21 protein-coding genes and 2 tRNA genes are annotated in these 18,921 nt (G+C 33.5%); 7 read left to right on the forward strand and 16 right to left on the reverse strand.

Going from position 1 to position 18,921, the window contains the following annotated elements:
* The first annotated feature begins 27 nt into the window (after nucleotides 1-27).
* Both NAT47_RS04205 and NAT47_RS04210 read left to right on the forward strand, forming a co-directional pair.
* Nucleotides 28-101: transfer RNA gene (locus NAT47_RS04205), tRNA-Asn, on the forward strand.
* Between the two features lie 35 nt (nucleotides 102-136).
* Nucleotides 137-210: transfer RNA gene (locus NAT47_RS04210), tRNA-Asn, on the forward strand.
* Nucleotides 211-429: 219 nt separating this feature from the next.
* On the opposite strand, the gene NAT47_RS04215 is transcribed toward NAT47_RS04210, so the two are convergent.
* From NAT47_RS04215 to NAT47_RS04285, 15 genes are all read right to left on the reverse strand, one after another.
* Entirely contained in the window at nucleotides 430-1,803 is a 1,374-nt protein-coding gene (locus NAT47_RS04215; protein WP_250580592.1) for an NADH-quinone oxidoreductase subunit N, read from the reverse strand.
* A 9-nt stretch (nucleotides 1,804-1,812) separates the two neighbouring features.
* Nucleotides 1,813-3,255: a complex I subunit 4 family protein gene (locus tag NAT47_RS04220; RefSeq protein ID WP_250580594.1), complete on the reverse strand. Its 1,443-nt coding sequence runs from the start codon at nucleotides 3,253-3,255 to the stop codon at nucleotides 1,813-1,815.
* A gap of 10 nt (nucleotides 3,256-3,265) precedes the next feature.
* Nucleotides 3,266-5,143, reverse strand: a complete 1,878-nt coding sequence (gene nuoL, locus NAT47_RS04225) for an NADH-quinone oxidoreductase subunit L (RefSeq protein ID WP_250580595.1) — start codon at nucleotides 5,141-5,143, stop codon at nucleotides 3,266-3,268.
* Nucleotides 5,144-5,151: 8 nt separating this feature from the next.
* Nucleotides 5,152-5,472 (reverse strand): NADH-quinone oxidoreductase subunit NuoK, encoded by a 321-nt coding sequence (gene nuoK, locus NAT47_RS04230; protein ID WP_250580597.1) that lies wholly within the window; start codon nucleotides 5,470-5,472, stop codon nucleotides 5,152-5,154.
* Nucleotides 5,465-5,977 carry an NADH-quinone oxidoreductase subunit J family protein gene (locus NAT47_RS04235; RefSeq protein ID WP_250580599.1) on the reverse strand — a complete coding sequence of 171 codons (513 nt, stop codon included), beginning with the start codon at nucleotides 5,975-5,977 and terminating at the stop codon, nucleotides 5,465-5,467. The genes nuoK and NAT47_RS04235 overlap by 8 nt, the downstream gene beginning before the upstream one ends.
* Nucleotides 5,978-6,529, reverse strand: a complete 552-nt coding sequence (locus NAT47_RS04240) for a NuoI/complex I 23 kDa subunit family protein (RefSeq protein WP_250580601.1) — start codon at nucleotides 6,527-6,529, stop codon at nucleotides 5,978-5,980.
* Between the two features lie 8 nt (nucleotides 6,530-6,537).
* Complete coding sequence (gene nuoH / locus NAT47_RS04245) at nucleotides 6,538-7,569, reverse strand: NADH-quinone oxidoreductase subunit NuoH (RefSeq protein WP_250580740.1); 1,032 nt, start codon at nucleotides 7,567-7,569, stop codon at nucleotides 6,538-6,540.
* Entirely contained in the window at nucleotides 7,562-8,611 is a 1,050-nt protein-coding gene (locus NAT47_RS04250) for a 2Fe-2S iron-sulfur cluster-binding protein (protein WP_250580602.1), read from the reverse strand. The genes nuoH and NAT47_RS04250 overlap by 8 nt, the downstream gene beginning before the upstream one ends.
* Nucleotides 8,612-8,662: 51 nt before the next feature.
* Nucleotides 8,663-10,021, reverse strand: coding sequence for an NADH-quinone oxidoreductase subunit NuoF (gene nuoF, locus NAT47_RS04255; RefSeq protein ID WP_250580603.1), 1,359 nt, complete (start codon nucleotides 10,019-10,021; stop codon nucleotides 8,663-8,665).
* A 4-nt stretch (nucleotides 10,022-10,025) separates the two neighbouring features.
* Entirely contained in the window at nucleotides 10,026-10,556 is a 531-nt protein-coding gene (locus NAT47_RS04260) for an NADH-quinone oxidoreductase subunit NuoE family protein (RefSeq protein WP_250580604.1), read from the reverse strand.
* A gap of 4 nt (nucleotides 10,557-10,560) precedes the next feature.
* Entirely contained in the window at nucleotides 10,561-11,796 is a 1,236-nt protein-coding gene (locus NAT47_RS04265) for an NADH-quinone oxidoreductase subunit D (RefSeq protein WP_250580605.1), read from the reverse strand.
* 31 nt (nucleotides 11,797-11,827) lie between these two features.
* The gene (locus NAT47_RS04270) at nucleotides 11,828-12,346 is read right to left on the reverse strand and encodes an NADH-quinone oxidoreductase subunit C (RefSeq protein WP_250580606.1); all 519 of its coding nucleotides are present in this window, start codon (nucleotides 12,344-12,346) and stop codon (nucleotides 11,828-11,830) included.
* A gap of 3 nt (nucleotides 12,347-12,349) precedes the next feature.
* Nucleotides 12,350-12,892, reverse strand: coding sequence for an NADH-quinone oxidoreductase subunit B (locus NAT47_RS04275; RefSeq protein ID WP_250580608.1), 543 nt, complete (start codon nucleotides 12,890-12,892; stop codon nucleotides 12,350-12,352).
* 13 nt (nucleotides 12,893-12,905) lie between these two features.
* Nucleotides 12,906-13,271, reverse strand: coding sequence for an NADH-quinone oxidoreductase subunit A (locus NAT47_RS04280; protein WP_250580613.1), 366 nt, complete (start codon nucleotides 13,269-13,271; stop codon nucleotides 12,906-12,908).
* A 139-nt stretch (nucleotides 13,272-13,410) separates the two neighbouring features.
* Complete coding sequence (locus NAT47_RS04285) at nucleotides 13,411-14,001, reverse strand: 2OG-Fe(II) oxygenase (protein WP_250580614.1); 591 nt, start codon at nucleotides 13,999-14,001, stop codon at nucleotides 13,411-13,413.
* Nucleotides 14,002-14,204: 203 nt separating this feature from the next.
* Between NAT47_RS04285 and NAT47_RS04290 the strand changes: the two genes are divergently transcribed.
* From NAT47_RS04290 to NAT47_RS04310, 5 genes are all read left to right on the forward strand, one after another.
* Nucleotides 14,205-15,494 carry an NAD-dependent succinate-semialdehyde dehydrogenase gene (locus tag NAT47_RS04290; protein ID WP_250580615.1) on the forward strand — a complete coding sequence of 430 codons (1,290 nt, stop codon included), beginning with the start codon at nucleotides 14,205-14,207 and terminating at the stop codon, nucleotides 15,492-15,494.
* A 75-nt stretch (nucleotides 15,495-15,569) separates the two neighbouring features.
* Entirely contained in the window at nucleotides 15,570-15,992 is a 423-nt protein-coding gene (locus NAT47_RS04295; protein WP_250580616.1) for an endonuclease domain-containing protein, read from the forward strand.
* Nucleotides 15,993-16,046: 54 nt separating this feature from the next.
* Nucleotides 16,047-16,547 (forward strand): nuclear transport factor 2 family protein, encoded by a 501-nt coding sequence (locus NAT47_RS04300; protein ID WP_250580618.1) that lies wholly within the window; start codon nucleotides 16,047-16,049, stop codon nucleotides 16,545-16,547.
* A gap of 146 nt (nucleotides 16,548-16,693) precedes the next feature.
* Nucleotides 16,694-17,131 (forward strand): hypothetical protein, encoded by a 438-nt coding sequence (locus tag NAT47_RS04305; protein WP_250580620.1) that lies wholly within the window; start codon nucleotides 16,694-16,696, stop codon nucleotides 17,129-17,131.
* Nucleotides 17,132-17,149: 18 nt separating this feature from the next.
* The gene (locus NAT47_RS04310; RefSeq protein ID WP_250580621.1) at nucleotides 17,150-17,725 is read left to right on the forward strand and encodes a globin family protein; all 576 of its coding nucleotides are present in this window, start codon (nucleotides 17,150-17,152) and stop codon (nucleotides 17,723-17,725) included.
* Between the two features lie 51 nt (nucleotides 17,726-17,776).
* Here NAT47_RS04310 and NAT47_RS04315 read toward each other — a convergent pair whose 3' ends face one another.
* Nucleotides 17,777-18,733: an NAD-dependent epimerase/dehydratase family protein gene (locus NAT47_RS04315; RefSeq protein ID WP_250580622.1), complete on the reverse strand. Its 957-nt coding sequence runs from the start codon at nucleotides 18,731-18,733 to the stop codon at nucleotides 17,777-17,779.
* Between the last annotated feature and the right edge of the window lie 188 nt (nucleotides 18,734-18,921).

Consider the following 18,921-nt stretch of genomic DNA (forward strand, 5'->3'; position numbering starts at 1 on the left):
TTGCACTCGCTAAAAAGATAAATATCTTCCTCCTTAGCTCAGTTGGTTAGAGCATCTGACTGTTAATCAGAGGGTCCTTGGTTCGAGCCCAAGAGGGGGAGCAACTTTTTAGCAAAACACAAACCTTTGAGGTGATTCCTCCTTAGCTCAGTTGGTTAGAGCATCTGACTGTTAATCAGAGGGTCCTTGGTTCGAGCCCAAGAGGGGGAGCAAAAAAAGTCTTTACACATTGTAAAGACTTTTTTTTATTTCTTTTACTTTACCAAACTTTTCAACTTAAAATTGATATTAGTTTGTTGTTAACGTATTTCTTTTATTATAGTTACATTTGATTGTCTCTATCCTTTACTTTCGATATAATTCAATTAAAATAAGAAAAGCCTTTACAAATTTGTAAAGGCTTTATTTTGATGCTTTATAAAAGTGTTATTAAGCGCTTAGCAAGTTTAATATTGTATTTGGGAACACTCCTATTGCAATATTTAATATAATTGCTATTACCGCTGTAAAATAGTATACGAAAGGTGTTGCTGATGGTGTTTCAGCGGCATCTTTAGTATACATAGCAATTATTAGTTTGAAATAATAGCCTATACTAACTATTGAATTGATTACACCAGCTATTACAACAAATAAATAACCTGATTCGATTGTATTAGTAAATAAGCTAAATTTAGCAAAGAAACCTGAAAAAATAGGAATTCCAGCCATTGATAATAATGATGCTGTTAAAATCGCTGCCATCAATGGATTAGTTTTTCCTAAACCGTTAAAGTTTATGATGTCTTCGTTGTCTTTATTTTTGGTAACTAAAATAATTACTGCAAAAGCTGCGATTCCAGCAAGTGCATAAGCTGTTGTATAATATAACAATGTTCCAGCAGCAGAAGATAGACTTAATAAAGCCATTAGCATAAAACCTGCGTGTGATATACCAGAGAATGCTAACATTCTTTTTACGTTGTTTTGGCGTAAAGCCATTAGATTCCCAACTGACATTGTAAGTACTGAAATTACAACAATAATGTTTTCAAATATAGTAGGAATTGCAGGAACCATACCTTGTATTAATTTATATAGGGTTGCCATTGCAACTACTTTTGCTAAAGTACTCATTAAAGCAGTAGTTATGCTAGGCGCACCTTCATAAACATCTGGTGCCCAGAAATGAAATGGAGCTGCCGCAATTTTGAAAAGCATACCTATGATTATTAAAGTAAGTCCAATTGGAAACCAAACTGGAATACCTGCTCCTTGTGAAAGTTGAAATATTTCATCGATATTGAAATAACCAGTAGCACCATAAATTAAACAGATTCCAAACAATATGATTCCTGATGCAAAAGATCCTAAAAGGAAGTATTTCATTCCTGCTTCATTACTGTTTACTTCTAATCTTTTGCTTGCTGCTAGAATATATAATGAAATTGATAGAACTTCGATTCCAATGAAAAACATTGCAAGATTGCCGAATGAAACCATTGCAACTGCTCCTGCTAGAAGGAAAATTTTGATAGCTACATAATCTGATAATTTTGATTGGTGTTCTTTATAAAAATCACCACTTAACGCAATTAAGAAAATTGTTAAAACGATAAATAAACTTGAAAAACTCACTGAAAAACGGTTTACAACAATCATATTGTTGTAGTGAGAACTCGGAATGTTAAATTCAGATATAGTTAATCCTAATATGGCTAAAAGCCCAATAATTGCTACTGGAATTAATAGTTTTCTTAGGTTAAAGATTTCAGCGATAAGGCAAAAAACACCTAAACCTGATATGGTTAATAATGTATTCATTTTTTGGTCTTATTTTAGACTGTTAATAGTTGAAAAAATTTCATTTAAACTCGGATGAACTAAATCAGTGATTGGTTTTGGATATAGTCCAAAAAATAATAAAAATGAAATAATTAGTACAAGTGTAATCGTTTCATATATTGTTACTTCACTAAAAGAATTCGAATTAGTTTCACCAAGCATAACATTTTGGAACATTTTTAGCATGTAATATGCTCCTAGAATTATGGTTAAACCACCAAGTATTACGAACCAAATATTAATTTGACTCAAGCTATATAAAACTGTAAACTCTCCAACAAAGTTATAAGTTCCGGGTAAACCTACAGAAGCTACTACAACAATAAGAAATAATGATGTGAATTTTGGCGCTTGTGATCTGATACCTCCTAATTCGCCTATTGCATAGGTGTTGTATCTTCTGTAAATAATCTCAGCAGCAAAGAATAATCCAACAATTACAAATCCGTGAGCTATCATTTGATGAACAGCTCCATGTATTCCATCTATAGTTAACGTATAGCATCCAGCAGCTATTAATCCAACATGCGCTAAAGATGAATAGGCCAATAATCTTTTCAAATCTTTTTGACGAAGTGCTAAAATTGAACCATAGATGACACCTGCGATACTTAAACCAACAAGTATTGGTAAGTATTCTTTTGCAGCTTGAGGTGCAATTGGTAATTGCCATCTAATTATGCTGTATAATCCCATTTTTAACATGATACCTGATAAAAGCATCGTGCCAATTGTTGGTGCTTTTTGATATACATTAGCCTGCCAAGAATGAAAAGGAATGATAGGAATTTTTATGGCATAAGCTAAAAAGAAAGCAAGGAAAATCCATGTTTGTTCTTGGAAAGAAAGATTTAATTTGTATAGGTCTTGTAATAAAAAGCTTTCAGCTTTCGTATACAAATACGCAAAGGCAACTAGCATGAACAATGATCCTGCTAACGTGTAAATGAAAAACTTTAATACATCTTTCTTTCTTTCTTCAATATCACCATTACCCCATACTAATGCTATAAAATAGATGGGTATTAATGCTAATTCCCAAAATATATAATACAATAACCCATCAGCAGCTAAAAAAGTTCCTGTCATTGCAAAAGACATAAAAAGAACTAATGCATAGAACTTTTTCGCATTTTCAACTGATTTTCCAAAAGAAGAAAATACAATTAAAGGAGTTAAGATTGTTGTAAGTAAAACCATTACTAACGAAAAGCCATCTGCAAGTAGAGCAAAACTAATTTTAGGTAATGATATCCATTCACGTACTAAGCTCACATCATTTCCGTTTGAATATGAGTATAAGATATTCAATGAAAGCATAAAGGAAACTAAACTGAAAAGTAGAGCTACTTTTGAAGCTAATTTATCTCCAGAAAAATAGGTAACTATAGCACCAATTAAAAGAGAAAGTAATAATATAGATACGTCCATTTTGTATAAATTATTGAGCGATAAATAAATAAATAATGATGGCACAAATACCAAGTACAAACATAAATAAATACAAACCTATGTTTCCGTTTTGTAATTTTCTACCTTGTGATCCAATTGCATTTGCGGCTGTTCCTAAACTAAATATTAATTTAGATAGTTGCGGTTCGATCGTTTCTCTACTAAAATTAGAAATTGCATTAATAGGACTTACGACTAATGCGGTATACACTTCATCAATATAGTATTTATTGTAAATAATTTTATTAAATCCTGAAATAGCGTCATCTTCTTTTGGTACAAATCCTTGTTTTAAGTATTTTGCATATGCCCAAACAATTCCAATAATAGCTCCTGCTAAAGCAACACCCATTAACATGAATTCTTGAGTTCCTAATGAATGTGCATGGTGTTTAGTAGCTAAAACAGGTTCTAAATAATGGTTTAACCAGAAACTTCCAGGCAAATTAATGATTCCTCCGATTGTTGCTAATAGTGCTAATACAACAAGTGGCATTGTAATTAAAGCTGGACTTTCGTGAAGATGCTTTCTTTGTTCTTCTGTTCCTCTAAATTCTCTAAAGAATGTAAGGTACATTAATCGGAACATATAAAAAGCAGTCATAATTGAGGCTACTGAAGCTAAAAACCATAATATTTTGTTATGTTCAAAAGCAGCTAATAGTATTTCATCCTTCGACCAGAATCCGGCAAAAGGGAAAATTCCAGCTATTGCTAATGTAGAAATTAGCATTGTCCAAAAAGTTACAGGCATCACTTTTCTTAAACCACCCATATTTCTCATATCTTGTTCGCCATGCAGTGCATGAATAACTGATCCAGAACCTAAGAATAGACATGCTTTAAAAAAGGCATGAGTGATAACATGAAATACCGCTACCGTGTAAGCTCCCATACCTAATGCTAAAAACATAAGTCCTAATTGAGATACAGTAGAGTAAGCCAACACTTTTTTAATATCATTTTGTAAAAGTCCAATTGAAGCCGCCAGAACAGCTGTAATGACTCCTACAATCGCAATTACGTTTTGAATTTCTGGCGTTAAATCAAACAAGAAGTTTAATCTAGTTATCATAAAAATACCAGCAGTTACCATCGTTGCAGCGTGAATTAATGCGGAAACTGGAGTTGGTCCTGCCATTGCATCTGGAAGCCATGTGTAAAGTGGCATTTGAGCAGACTTACCCGTAGCACCTATGAACAAACATAAAGCTGCGATTCCTAACGCAGTTGTATTAACTTTACCTGAGGCTATTGCTAATTGAATTTCACTATAATTTAAAGTTGAAAATTGAGCCGCTAAAATGAATATTCCAATTAAAAAACCTAGATCTCCAATTCGATTCATTATAAATGCTTTTTTTGCAGCATCGTTATACGCTTGATTTTTGTACCAAAATCCAATTAAAAGATAAGAACATAAACCTACACCTTCCCAACCTATAAACATTACTAACAAATTGTTTCCTATGACTAATGTAATCATAAAGAAGATGAATAAATTTAAATAGGCAAAAAACTTGGCCATATTTTCATCTTCATGCATATAACTAATAGAATATACGTGAATAAGTGTACCAATTCCTGTTACAAAAAGCAACCAAAGCAATGATAGTTGATCTAACACAATCCCAAAATCAATTTGTAAATTACCAACTGAAATCCAATCAAATAGAGAAATTTCAAAATTTTTCCCAGATTGAATCAATTGAGTAAAAAAGCAAATCGTTATTAGAAATGAAAATAACACAGTAAGTGTTCCTATAACGCCTGCTATTCCTTTGCTAATTTTTTTCCCAAAGAATGTATTGAAAAGAAATCCAACAAATGGAGATAAAAGTAATAGTAAAGCTAAATTTGTTTCCATGTTTTAGATTATCCTTTTAAATTTTTTAAATTGTCTATATCAATTGATCCTAAATTTCTAAATATAGAAACTAATATCGCAAGCCCTACAGCTACTTCTGCCGCTGCTACCGCCATCGAGAAAAACACAAAGATTTGACCTTCTGCATCTTGATGATAAGTAGAAAAAGCAACAAACAATAAGTTTACTGCGTTAAGCATAATTTCAATTGACATTAGAACGATGATGGCATTTCTACGATATAAAACTCCAAAAACTCCAATGCAAAAAAGCAGTACAGACAAAAAAATGTAATTTTCTATGCCTATTTGATTTAGTATATTATTCATTCTTTTTTTCTTTTTTAGACAACAATACTGTTCCAATCATTGCTGTTAATAGTAGTATCGAAATAAATTCGAATGGAACTAAATATTCATTTAATAAAACCTTACCTAATACTTTTATAGATTGAAAGTCTTCTCCACTAGTATCGTAACCACCTGTAATTGTTTTCGAATTAATGAAAATAGTTATGAAAACTACGCTCATTATTAAGAATACTACAAGAGCACCAATTCTTGTAATTCTTGGTTTATGGACTTCGTCTTCTTTGTTTAAGTTCATTAGCATAATTGTAAACAGCATTAATACCATTATGGCCCCAGAATATACGATTATGTGCACTAAGGCTAAGAATTGTGCGTTGAATAACAAATAATGTCCTGCAATAGAAAAAAAACATAACACTAAGTAAATAGCACTATGAATAGGGTTTCTGCTGTAGATAGTCAAAAACGCTGTTGCCAATGTAAAGGCAGCTAAAAAATAAAATATAATTACAATTGTTGACATTTAGTTTGCGTTTTTAAGTTGTGCATTTTTAATTGCCATTTCTAAAGGCATTACTAATTTATCCTTACCAAAAATAAAATCTTCTCTATCGTAATTTGCTGGAACCAATTCCTTAGAAATGGTCAAATAAATAGCGTCTTTAGGACATGCTTCTTCACATAAACCGCAAAAGATACAACGCAACATGTTAATTTCATATATTTCTGCGTACTTCTCTTCACGATATAGATGCTCTTCTCCTTTTTTACGCTCAGCAGCTTTCATCGTGATAGCTTCCGCTGGACAAGATAAAGCACACAAACCACACGCGGTACAATTTTCTCTTCCTTGTTCATCGCGTTTTAACATATGTCTCCCACGATAAACTGGACTAAATTGTCTAACTTGTTCTGGATATTGAACCGTAATTTTTTTTCTGAATAAGTGTTTAATCGTAATAATCAAACCTTTTATGATTGCGATCAGATAAAGACGCTCTAAAAAAGTCATTTCTTTTTTAGATACTTCTTTCTTTTTACCCGAAAGCGATATACTTTGTATTGCTGTTGACATACTATCTTTTATTTAAAAGCTAAAATGCAAATTCCTGTTATGATAATATTAATGATTGAAAGCGGAATTAAAATTCTCCATCCTAAGTTCATTAATTGATCGTATCTGAAACGTGGTATAGTCCATCTAACCCACATAATGAAAAAGATGAATCCACATATTTTTATAAACAAAGCTATGATACCTAATACATTTGCTGTATTTACTCCTGCATTATCAATCATCCATTGCATTCCTGGATAATTATATCCACCAAAAAATAATACTGATAATATTGCAGCAGAAATAAACATATTAGCATACTCAGCAAACAAATAAAATCCCATTTTCATAGAAGAATATTCTGTATGATATCCTCCAATAAGTTCACTTTCACACTCAGCTAAATCAAAAGGTGTTCTATTTAATTCAGCAAAGGCACAGATTAAGAAAATTAGGAATGATAATGGTTGATAGAAAACATTCCAATTTAATCCGCTTTGTTGCATTGAAATTTCTTTTAAGCTCAAAGTTCCCGTCATCATCAATAATGCTATCATTGATAATCCCATGGCGATTTCATAAGAAACCATTTGTGATGCAGCACGAACTGCACCCATTAATGAGAATTTATTATTTGATGCCCAACCACCTATCATAATTCCATACACTCCTACGGATACTACTCCAAAAATATAAAGTAATGAAACATCTATATCGGTGGCTTGCAAAATAACATCTCTTCCAAAGACATGAAGTCGATCACCCCACGGGATAACAGCACTTGTCATTAATGCCGTTGTCATTGCGATAGCCGGACCTATTATGAATAAGAATCTGTTTGGCGTGTTTGGAAAAAACTCTTCTTTTGAAAATAATTTTAAACCATCTGCTAAAGGTTGTAATAAACCAAACTTTCCAGCACGGTTTGGACCAATACGATCTTGAAGAAAAGCAGCTACTTTTCGTTCAGCGTAGGTTGAATACATTGCCATAATCATCGTAATGGCAAAAACAACAACGATTACTACGCTTTTTTCTATGATAAAAGCACTATCCATTATCTTTATCATTAATTAAGTTACCGTCAATTTTTTCATTGTAATCGATTTCAGACATACTAATTTTTTTTCTGTCTTGAGCTCTTCCTAATAAAATTTGTTCTTCTGTCTCAATTACAACTTTTTTCATATCGCGAGTGTAATTGTTCTGGTTGATAACAGAATCTTTTTCGAATTTTCTCGGACCTTCGATAACCCAATCTTCCACTTTTTTATGGTCAAATCTACAACTATTGCAGATAAATTCTTCTACTTCATGGTATTCGTCTTTACGACCCGTAACTCTTTGAATTTCGTTTCCGAACATCCATACGGTTACTTTACCACAACATTTATCACAATCTCTATGCGCATTGTAAGGTTTGTTAAACCATACTCTCGATTTAAATCTGAATGTTTTATCAGTTAAAGCACCTACTGGGCAAACATCAATCATGTTTCCTGAAAATTCATTGTCGATAGCTTTTGAAATACAAGTTGAGATATTCGCATGGTCACCACGATCCATAACACCATGTACTCGGTTGTCTGTTAATTGATCAGCTACCTGAACACAACGTTGACATAGAATACAACGATTCATGTGAAGTTGAATGTTTGGTCCTATGTCCTCCGGTTCAAAAGTTCTTTTTTCTTCAATGTATCTCGTTTCCGATTTACCGTGTTTGAAGCTCAAATTTTGCAAATCACATTCACCTGCCTGATCACAAATAGGGCAATCCAATGGGTGATTGATTAATAAAAATTCAGTTACTGATTTTCTAGCTTCTGTAACTCTTTCAGAGTTTTTACTATTCACTTCCATCCCATCCATACAACCTGTAACACAAGATGCTACAAGTTTAGGCATAGGTCTCGGATCTGCATCACTTCCTTTAGAAACTTCTACCAAACAACAACGACATTTCCCGCCGCTACCTTTTAGTTTTGAATAATAACACATGGCTGGAGGAACGCTTTCGCCTCCAATCATGCGAGCAGCTTGCAGGATGGTTGTTCCTGGTTCTACTTCTACACTTTGACCGTCTATTGTTACTTTCATTTTATTTTCTTTCTATTCGAAAAATATACTTCTTCTGTTGACTTTATTTGTTTATTTTGCTACTAAATGTCTTACTTTCTCAAACGGTTCAGCAACAAAATGATCTCTATTTTTTACTTTCTCAGGGAATCTGATATGATATTCAAATTCTTCTCTAAAATGACGAATAGCTGCAGCAACTGGCCACGATGCAGCATCTCCAAGAGGACAAATTGTATTTCCTTCAATTTTAGATTGAATACTCCATAGTAGTTCAATATCTTCTTCTCTACCTTTCCCTGTTTCAATTCGGTGTAGTACTTTTTCTAACCATCCAGTTCCTTCACGGCATGGTGTACATTGACCACATGATTCATGATGATAAAAACGAGAAAAGTTCCAAGTATTTCTTACGATACAGGTAGTATCATTATAAACAATAAATCCACCTGATCCTAATGCTGAACCAGTCGCAAATCCACCATCCGCTAAAGATTCGTAAGTCATCAATCTGTCTGTTCCAGCAGCGGTTTTATAAATTAGATGAGCAGGTAATATAGGCACAGAAGAACCTCCTGGAACTAAAGCTTTCAATGGTCTGTCGTCAATCATTCCTCCACAAAATTCATCTGAATTTATGAATTCTTCAACAGAGACACCCAACTCAATTTCATAAACACCTGGATTTTTAATGTGACCCGATGCCGAAATTAATTTTGTTCCAGTAGATCGTTCAATTCCTATTTTTGCATACTCTGCACCAGAATTCATTACAATCCAAGGCACTGCTGAAATAGATTCTACGTTATTAACAACGGTTGGGTTTTGCCATAATCCACTGATAGCAGGGAAAGGTGGTTTTATTCGAGGATTTCCTCTTTTTCCTTCAAGAGATTCTATGAGAGCAGTTTCTTCTCCACAGATGTAAGCGCCTGCGCCACAATGTACATATAAGTCAAGGTCATAACCTGAACCCATAATGTTTTTTCCTAACCATCCAGCAGCTCTTGCTTCGTTTATAGCTCTTTCTAATATTTTAAATATCCACATATATTCTCCACGAATATAGATGTAAGATAAATTTGCGCCTAATGCAAAACTTGAAGTAATCATACCCTCAATTAATAAGTGAGGGATGTGTTCCATTAAAAAACGATCTTTGAAAGTACCAGGTTCCGATTCGTCTGCATTGCAAACTAAATGACGCGGTTTTCCTGATTTTTTATCAATAAAACTCCATTTCATCCCTACTGGGAATCCAGCACCTCCACGACCACGAATTCCAGCTGTTTTTACTTCTTCAGTAACTTCATCTGGAGTCATTGTTTTTAATGCTTTTTCCACTGAAGCATACCCTCCATTTTGGCGATATACTTCATAGGTTTTGATACCTGGAATATTTATTTTTTCTAATAATATTTTTCTTCCCATGGCACTATTTATCGTGTAATGTTATTTTTCCTGCTTTACAATCTTCTATTAATTGGTCAAATGATTCTTTAGTTAACTTTTCATGATAAAAATCTCCTAATTGAAGCATTGGAGCATAACCACATGCGCCTAAACATTCAACCCCGACTACTTGAAAAAGGCCATCCGAAGAAATTTCCCCTAATTCTGCACCTATTTTTTCGCAAGCATACTCCATTAAATCTTCTACACCTCTAGTTGCACAACATGACGTTCTACAAAATTCGAACATATATTTGGCAACTGGTTTTTGATTAAACATTGTATAAAATGAAACTACTTCATATACTTCTACAGGTTTTATGTTTAAGATTTCGGCTACTTTGTCTTGTAGTTCAAAACTCAACCAATTGTCATGTGCGTCCTGTACTTCATGTAATACCGGAAGTAAAGCCGATTTTCTTTTATCTTCTGGATAATGACTTATTAATTCATTGATGCGAGCCATCAATTCTTCAGTCATGTTTATTTCTTGTTTGTATTGCGTTCTTTCCATGATTTTATGCGTCTAATTCTCCTGCAATTACATTTAAACTTGATAATATTATGATAGCATCAGAAAGTAAGGATCCCTTAATCATTTCTGGATAAGCTTGGTAATAAATAAAACAAGGTCTTCTAAAATGTAAACGATAAGGTGTTCTACTTCCATCTGTTATAAGATAAAAACCTAATTCTCCATTCCCACCCTCAACCGGATGATATATTTCGGCAACAGGAACCGGCACTTCACCCATTACAATTTTAAAGTGATAAATTAAGCTTTCCATTGTAGTATATACATCCTCTTTTGGAGGTAGATAATATTCTGGAACATCAGCATGATATGGACCTTCTGGGAGTTTTGCTAATGCCTGGCGAATGATACTAAGACTTTCCCAAACTTCAGCATTTCGTACACAAAAACGATCATATGTATCTCCTGATTTTCCTACAGGTACTTTAAAATCAAAGTCTTCGTATGAAGAATATGGTTTAGCTATCCTAACATCGTAATCAACTCCTGTAGCTCTAAGATTTGGACCCGTGAATCCATAAGCCATGGCTTTTTCAGGTGAAATCGCTCCTACATTAACGGTTCTATCGATAAAAATTCGGTTTCTTTCGAAAAGATTTTCAAATTCTTTCCATGCTACTGGGAATTCTTCTAAAAAGACATTTAATTTTCTAAATGCTTCATCAGACCATTCTCTTTCAAATCCACCTATTCTTCCCATGTTAGTAGTTAAACGAGCACCACAAATTTCTTCGTATATTTCATATATTTTTTCTCTAAATTGAAATACGTATAAGAATCCTGTATAAGCTCCTGTATCAACACCTAAAATGGAATTACAAATAATGTGGTCTGCAATTCTGGCAAGTTCCATGACAATTACTCTTAAATATTGAGCTCTTTTAGGAACTTCAATGTTTAGAAGTTTTTCTACGGTCATCCACCAAGCCATATTATTAATAGGAGATGAACAATAATTCATTCTATCTGTAAGTGGCGTAATTTGGTAGAAAGGGCGGTTTTCTGCAATTTTTTCAAACGCACGATGAATGTATCCAATAGTTGGTTCAGCCTCAATAATGCGTTCCCCATCCATTAATAGGATATTTTGAAAAATACCGTGTGTTGCAGGGTGCGTTGGCCCTAGGTTTAATATAGAGTACTCGCTACCGTCTTCGTTTCTTTTTTCATCGATTATTTTTGCATAACGATGTTCTGGTGGTAATAATAGTTCTGACATTTTATAAATGTGAAAAATTATAAATAGTTATTTAGCAATTTGCTGTTCTTCCAAAGAAACGATCATCTTTATCGGTTCTTCCGTTATCTTCCATTGGGAATTCTTTACGCAATGGAAAAGAAACCATCTCATCCATATTTAAAATTCTTTTTAATTGCGGGTGACCAATGAATTTTATTCCATAAAAATCATAAGTCTCACGCTCCATCCAATTTGATGATAAAAAGACATCAGAAATAGTAGCTACTTCTGGCTGTGTTCCGTTTAAATATGTTTTTACTCGTATTCTAGTATTCTCTACCCAGTTATGTAAGTGATATACAACACAAAACTGTCTTGATTCTTCATTGTCTGGATAATGAACACCGCATAAATCCGTTAAAAAGTGAAAATTCGTATCTTCTTCTTCTTTTAGAAAAAGAATTACTTCTCGAACTGAATCTGAAGTAACTTCAAAAGAAAAAATATCGTTTTGCATTTCAAAGTTTGAAACCTTGTCAGCAAATTTTTGTTGCATTTTTTCTTGTATGTAAGCAGTTTCTATTGCCATTTTTTAAAGATTGTAAGAAGCTAATAATTCTTTGTATTCTGGAGAATTTCTTCGTCTGACAGATTCGTTTTTAACTAACTCCTGTAGTTGCATAACACCATCAACAATTTGTTCAGGTCTTGGAGGACAACCTGGAACATAAACATCTACTGGGATTACCTTGTCAATTCCTTGCAAAACAGAATAAGTATCAAATATTCCTCCTGAAGATGCGCAAGCCCCTACGGCTATAACCCATCTTGGTTCCGACATTTGTTCGTAAACTTGACGCAGAATAGGAGCCATTTTTTTCGAAATAGTTCCCATAACCATCAACATATCAGCTTGTCTTGGAGAGAAACTCACACGTTCTGAACCAAAACGCGCTAAATCATAATGTGAAGCCATAGTTGCCATAAATTCAATTCCACAACAAGAGGTTGCAAATGGCAGAGGCCATAATGAATTTGCTCTTGCTAATCCAACAACATCATTAAGTTTCGTGGCAAAAAATCCTTCTCCCACAACTCCTTCTGGTGGAGCAACCATATTAGTTTTTGTACTCATAGCGATTTTTTATTTATTCCCATTCTAATGCTTTCTTTTTGATAATGTAGAAAAACCCTACCAAAAGTAATAGCATGAAAACAACCATTTTAATCATTCCGTCTATCCCTAATTCTTTAAAATTAATAGCCCAAGGATATAAAAAGATAACCTCTATATCAAATAATACAAACAAAATGGCTACCAAGAAATACTTTACAGAAAAAGGAATACGAGCATTTCCAATTGATTCAATTCCACACTCAAAGTTTTTATCTTTACTTGCAGAACTTCTTTTTGGACCTAAAAAGTTTGATATTATTATGGTACCAACAACAAATCCAACTGCTAATCCGAGTTGCATTAGAATTGGAAAATAATCAAATTGAGTGGATTGCATATGTTATAAATTTAAGTTTAAAATAAATAGCCACAAATATACATTGCATTATTCAATTCTCAAAAATCAAAAGAGAAACGTTTGTTATTTATTTGCTAAAACACCTTATTTTAAAACTATTCTAAATAATATCTATTTTTTATCGTTTCAGCCAACCCGTAACACTCAATCGAGGTTTGTGGCTTTCCAAAACTTCATGAACCAATTCATTACTTTTAAAGAAAACCGTTTTTCTGTTGGTTGGCGCTATTTTCTGAGCTACATCGCCATCATAAATGCACAATTCGCCACCATCTTCAGGTTGCCAATTTTCATTCAAATACGTAATCATAGAAAACTGTCGGCTCGAATTATCTTGAAATTGATCTAAATGCTTTCTGTAAAAACTTCCTTTATCAAACAACGCAAAATGAAATTCATAACCCGTAATTCCCGTGTAACAACTGTGATTCAAATAAGACACAAAAGCATCCACCTGATCCAAGAAAGCATTTTCATGTTCGTTATTATTTGCTCGGTCTAACCAATAAATCGCATCGCTTCGTATTGCCGAATTTTGAGTCAATTTTGCAGCATTTCCTATTCCAGCGGCTTTTAATAAGTTTTGTTCTTTCAATTCAAACAATCTCTTTACCAAGTGTTGCGCCAATTCTTCCGAAACAAAATGTTCTACAATGCCTACTTTAGAATCCAAATAACTCGAAATTAAGGTTTCAAAACAATCTTCCATTTTATTTACGTTGTAAAATATCGTACAAAGATATCATTTCCTTTTTTAATTTGGGCGTTACCACAAGGGTCGGGCTGTACGTTACAATCTTTATTTTGTTGCCTGAGGTTCTCGAAGGCAACAAAATAAAGGATTTCCTCTTCCATCCCTAACGCGAACCTCGTTTTCAATTAAAATTAGTATTTTTACAAAAACCTTTTAGCATGCAACATCTTTTAAAAGTCTCAGAAAATACACAGCTTTCTTGGCGCAATTTGAGTATTCAAAATAGAATTTCTTTTTTGCCTCAATTAGCTAAACTACTTTTAGAAAACAAAGAAAAATATGCAATTTGCATCACCACAGAAATGCACAAACCCATTTCACAAGCCATTGCTGAGGTTGAAAAATGTGCGCTTTTGTGTAATTACTATTATGAAAATGCCGAGACCTTTTTAGCCAAAAAAAACATAAAAACCGAAGCTTCTGAAAGTTTTGTTACCTACGAACCTTTAGGAGTCATTTTAGGCGTAATGCCATGGAATTTCCCTTTTTGGCAAGTATTCCGATTTGTGGTTCCAACAATTATTGCAGGAAATACCGTTGTGGTTAAACATGCAAGTAATGTTCCAAAATCAGCCAAATTAATTCAAGAAATATTCGAACAAGCTGGTTTTCCAAAAGGGTGTTATCAAGATTTACCTATTCCAAGTAGCGAAGTAGCAAATATCATTGCAAATCCAATCATTAAAGCCGTTTCTTTAACAGGAAGCGGACAAGCCGGAATTGCAGTCGCTACAGAAGCCGGAAAACATTTAAAAAAGTGCGTTTTAGAATTAGGTGGAAGTAATGCTTTCATCATTTTAGAAGACGCAAACCTTGAAAAAGCAGTTGCAACAGCCGTGAATGCCCGAATGCAAAATGCAGGTCAAAGTTGTATTGCAGCGAAACGATTTTTAGTTCACGAAAATATTGCAGATGCGTTTGTCGGTAAATTCAAAGTTGCTATTCAAAATTTAAAAACCGGAAATCCGTTAGAAAAAGAAACACAAATTGGGTCGTTAGCACGAGTTGATTTAGCTGAAGAATTAGAAGTTCAGGTTCAACAATCTATTGAAATGGGAGCTAAGCTAATTGTTGGCGGAAATAGAAAGGAAGCTTTTTATGAACCTACAATTTTGACCAATGTAACCACAGAAATGCCTGTTTTCAATGAAGAAACATTCGGACCAGTTGCTGCAATCTTCACTTTTAAAACTATTGAAGAAGCCATTGAATTAAGCAATCAATCAGAATTTGGTCTAGGCGTTTCTATTTTTACTCAAAACATTGATTTCATCAAAACCAAGATTTCAGCTTTTAACGAAGGTGCCGTTTTCATCAACGAAATGGTTAAATCCGATCCAAGATTACCTTTCGGAGGAATCAAAAAATCAGGTTACGGAAGAGAATTAGCCGAAGATGGCATTAAAGAATTTGTGAATGTGAAGACAGTTGTAATTAATATTTTATAATTTAGGTTTTTTCCCCTCCTTTGGAGGGGTGCCTGAAAGGCGGGGTGGTTTTTATGTTGAATTAAAACGGAATAAATGCAAGAAGAAATCTTAACATCAATTCATAATATTCCAATAAAGAGAAATTTTATTTTAAATTTACCTTATAATGCTTCTTTAAAAAGTAGAGCAAAAGCACTCAGAAAATCAGGAAATTTTTCCGAAGTTGTGTTCTGGAAAGAAGTAAGAAATAAATCCTTTTGGAATATCGATTTTGACAGACAGAGAATCATTGGAAATTACATTGTAGATTTTTATGTTAAAGCACTCGGTTTAGTAGTTGAAATTGATGGAGAGATTCATAATTTTCAAGAAGAATATGATGAAAAAAGAGAAATGTATCTTAAAGAATTAGGTTTAAAGGTTTTCAGAATTTCAACAACAAAAATGCTATTTGATACTGAAAATGTTATGAAAGAATTAGAACAATTTATTATTACAGAATATAAAGATAATTAATAACCACCCCGCCTTTCAGGCACCCCTCCAGAGGAGGGGAAATAAGAAGAAACCATGAAAAAAATAACCATCCTACTCCTAGCAATTCTAGTTTTCTCTTGCAAACCCTGCGAGGAAAAGCTTCAATCCGAAAAACAAAATATTACCGTTATTTTAGATAATTGGCACAAAGCAGCAGCGGTAGCAGACTATGAGACTTATTTCGGAGCGATGTCAGAGGAATCCATTTTCATTGGTACAGATGCCACTGAAAATTGGAACAAACAACAATTTCAAGTTTATGCAAAACCTCACTTTGATAAAGGAAAAGCATGGAACTTTAAAGCAATCGAACGCAATATCTATTTTAGCGAAAACGGAAAAATGGTTTGGTTTGACGAATTGTTAAGTACGCAAATGAAAATTTGTCGTGGTTCAGGTGTTTTGGTTCAAGAAAACGAACAATGGAAAATAAAACATTACGTACTTTCGATGACGGTTCCAAATGACAACGTAGATGAAGTTGTAAAAATAAAATCGGGAATAGAAGATAAAATTCTTTCCGAAATGAAATAAAAATCAACAGAAATAATAGTTAATCCCAAGATAATTTGTCTTGGGATTTTTTATGCACAAATGTTAAAAATTCATTTTTTTTCAGTTTGAGAAAACCAAGGTGATTTAGTTCTCGTAAATGCAACTAAACAAAAATCTCAAACGTCATGAAAATTAATAGAAAAATTAAAATTGCTTTAGGAAGCATCTTCGGAATATTCCTGATTTTTTTTGTGGTTTTAGTAGTTCACATTGCAACTGCAAAACCTTTAGTTGTAGATAACGCTACTTTACAAATTAGCCGAATTGACTTCAAAGAGCCAATAGATTCGCTTAAAGCAAAGGAAATTCATCGAAACTTAAAATCCATTCCAGGAGTTAAAACGGATAGATTGAATGAAGAAACAGGTGTTTTGGTATTCTTTCACGACATCAAGGTTGCAGATTCAAAAACTATTTACAATAAGCTTATGGCTATGGGTAATTATAAAGCAGAACGTTTTGTTTTACCAAAAGAATTTGAAAATAAAACTGCTTGTCCGGTGATGTCTGAAGACAGTTTCAGTTATAAATTTTCAAGAGGAATTCAACGAATTTTTAATTAATTTCCAAATACTATTACTATGAAAAATGTTTCAAAATTAGCCTTCATGGCTTTATTTATTGCTTCGGGTAGCTTTTTCACATCATGCAGTGATGATGACACAGCGGCACCACAATCGCTGTATGAAAAATTAGGAGGCACTAGAATGGTTGCCGATCCAAACAACCCAGGACAAATGATTGAACAAGGGCGTTTAAGTTATCGTTCTGTGGTGGATTCAACGATTACATTAATCGTTTCTGACATTGTAGTGGGAGCAGAAGGAAACTTAGGACAACATTTTGCACCTGTAATTTCTGAAGCTTTAAGTGGAAATACTACTAACGTAGCCATTTTGAGTGATAACTTAACCGATTTCTTTTCAGCAAATACAGGTGGAGGCGCTACCAATACCTACGATGGTTTAAATATGGTTGCAGCGCATGACCCAGCTCGAAATCCACGTATGGGTAAAAAAGCAAATAATGCTGAATATGATAAATTTATTGGATATGTTGGGGCTGCTGCTGGTTTAAATGGCGTGACAGACCAAGCTATCATCAATGAAGTTGTGGCAGTGTTAGAATCATTGAGAGCTCCAATCGTTCAGGAGTAAGTTTGTTTTTTGTTTTAATGGAAAACGTCCCGATATTTCGGGACGTTTTTTTTATTTATTATAAATATGTTCTTTCAAATTTTTGAACATATCTACGGTCATGTTTTCTAAATCGAAATCGTTTTTCCAACCCCAATCTTCTCTTGCCGAAGTATCATCAATACTCGCAGGCCAACTATCTGCAATTTTCTGGCGGAAATCAGGTTCGTAGCTTAATTCGAAATTTGGATAGTGTTTTTTAATTTCTTCTCCAATTTGCTTCGGAGTAAAACTCATCGCTGCCAAATTATAAGCAGATCGAATTTTTACTTGTTCCGCTGGAGCTTGCATAATTCCTATTGTTGCTTTAATTGCATCGTCCATATACATCATCGGTAATTCTGAATTCTCAGATAAGAAACTCGTAAATTTACCATCGGTAATTGCTTTGTGATAAATATCTACTGCGTAATCAGTAGTTCCTCCACCAGCTTCGGTGCTCCAACTAATTAGACCAGGATAACGAATACTTCTAACATCCACTCCATATTGTTTGTGATAATATTCACACCATCTTTCTCCTGTTTGTTTCGAAATACCATAAACCGTTGAAGGCTCCATCACGGTATATTGAGGCGTGTTATGTCTTGGAGTTGTAGGTCCAAAAACGGCAATACTTGAAGGCCAAAATATCTTTTTAATTTTTCCTGCTTTGGCTAAATTTAAAACATGAAACAACGAATTCATATTCAAATCCCATGCAAAAGCCGGATTTTTCTCAGCTGTAGCCGAAAGTAAAGCCGCCATTAAATATACATCAGTAATTTGATATTTTTCAAGTAAGTGTTCAATTTGGTTGTAATCAAGGGCATTTACTACTTCGAAAATTCCGTTGTTAACTACATCATTTTCTAATTTTCTGATGTCTGATGCAATAACGTTGTTAACTCCATAAGTTGCTCTTAATTTTGCTGTAAGTTCAGTGCCTATTTGTCCACAAGCACCAATAATTAAAATTTTCGTATCCATTTGGTTGTGTAAATGAGGTAACAAATATACTATTTTGCCTTTATTTTGCCGATGGATTTTTGTGATATTTTTACAAATTACGACCTAAATTTAAATATTTAATAAATTAACATCTTGTAATTGGGTTTTATTAATTGATTAACAAATTTGGTGTTAAGATAGTATTATAAAAAATACAGCATTCAGCA

Origin of the sequence: Flavobacterium fragile, from assembly GCF_023634865.1 — a bacterium.
Taxonomy (GTDB): Bacteria; Bacteroidota; Bacteroidia; order Flavobacteriales; family Flavobacteriaceae; genus Flavobacterium; species Flavobacterium fragile.

Bases quoted from the DNA above. Each gene is read 5' to 3' on its own strand.
- NAT47_RS04305 (WP_250580620.1), top strand. From the start codon at position 16,694: ATGAAAATTAATAGAAAAATTAAAATTGCTTTAGGAAGCATCTTCGGA.
- NAT47_RS04285 (WP_250580614.1), bottom strand. From the start codon at position 14,001: ATGGAAGATTGTTTTGAAACCTTAATTTCGAGTTATTTGGATTCTAAA.
- nuoK (WP_250580597.1), bottom strand. From the start codon at position 5,472: ATGAATAATATACTAAATCAAATAGGCATAGAAAATTACATTTTTTTG.
- NAT47_RS04265 (WP_250580605.1), bottom strand. From the start codon at position 11,796: ATGTCAGAACTATTATTACCACCAGAACATCGTTATGCAAAAATAATC.
- nuoH (WP_250580740.1), bottom strand. From the start codon at position 7,569: ATGGATAGTGCTTTTATCATAGAAAAAAGCGTAGTAATCGTTGTTGTT.
- NAT47_RS04215 (WP_250580592.1), bottom strand. From the start codon at position 1,803: ATGAATACATTATTAACCATATCAGGTTTAGGTGTTTTTTGCCTTATC.
- NAT47_RS04275 (WP_250580608.1), bottom strand. From the start codon at position 12,892: ATGAGTACAAAAACTAATATGGTTGCTCCACCAGAAGGAGTTGTGGGA.
- NAT47_RS04240 (WP_250580601.1), bottom strand. From the start codon at position 6,529: ATGTCAACAGCAATACAAAGTATATCGCTTTCGGGTAAAAAGAAAGAA.
- NAT47_RS04260 (WP_250580604.1), bottom strand. From the start codon at position 10,556: ATGGAAAGAACGCAATACAAACAAGAAATAAACATGACTGAAGAATTG.
- NAT47_RS04250 (WP_250580602.1), bottom strand. From the start codon at position 8,611: ATGAAAGTAACAATAGACGGTCAAAGTGTAGAAGTAGAACCAGGAACA.
- NAT47_RS04235 (WP_250580599.1), bottom strand. From the start codon at position 5,977: ATGTCAACAATTGTAATTATATTTTATTTTTTAGCTGCCTTTACATTG.
- NAT47_RS04220 (WP_250580594.1), bottom strand. From the start codon at position 3,255: ATGGACGTATCTATATTATTACTTTCTCTTTTAATTGGTGCTATAGTT.
- nuoL (WP_250580595.1), bottom strand. From the start codon at position 5,143: ATGGAAACAAATTTAGCTTTACTATTACTTTTATCTCCATTTGTTGGA.
- NAT47_RS04300 (WP_250580618.1), top strand. From the start codon at position 16,047: ATGAAAAAAATAACCATCCTACTCCTAGCAATTCTAGTTTTCTCTTGC.
- NAT47_RS04280 (WP_250580613.1), bottom strand. From the start codon at position 13,271: ATGCAATCCACTCAATTTGATTATTTTCCAATTCTAATGCAACTCGGA.
- NAT47_RS04315 (WP_250580622.1), bottom strand. From the start codon at position 18,733: ATGGATACGAAAATTTTAATTATTGGTGCTTGTGGACAAATAGGCACT.
- NAT47_RS04270 (WP_250580606.1), bottom strand. From the start codon at position 12,346: ATGGCAATAGAAACTGCTTACATACAAGAAAAAATGCAACAAAAATTT.
- NAT47_RS04290 (WP_250580615.1), top strand. From the start codon at position 14,205: ATGCAACATCTTTTAAAAGTCTCAGAAAATACACAGCTTTCTTGGCGC.
- nuoF (WP_250580603.1), bottom strand. From the start codon at position 10,021: ATGGGAAGAAAAATATTATTAGAAAAAATAAATATTCCAGGTATCAAA.
- NAT47_RS04310 (WP_250580621.1), top strand. From the start codon at position 17,150: ATGAAAAATGTTTCAAAATTAGCCTTCATGGCTTTATTTATTGCTTCG.
- NAT47_RS04295 (WP_250580616.1), top strand. From the start codon at position 15,570: ATGCAAGAAGAAATCTTAACATCAATTCATAATATTCCAATAAAGAGA.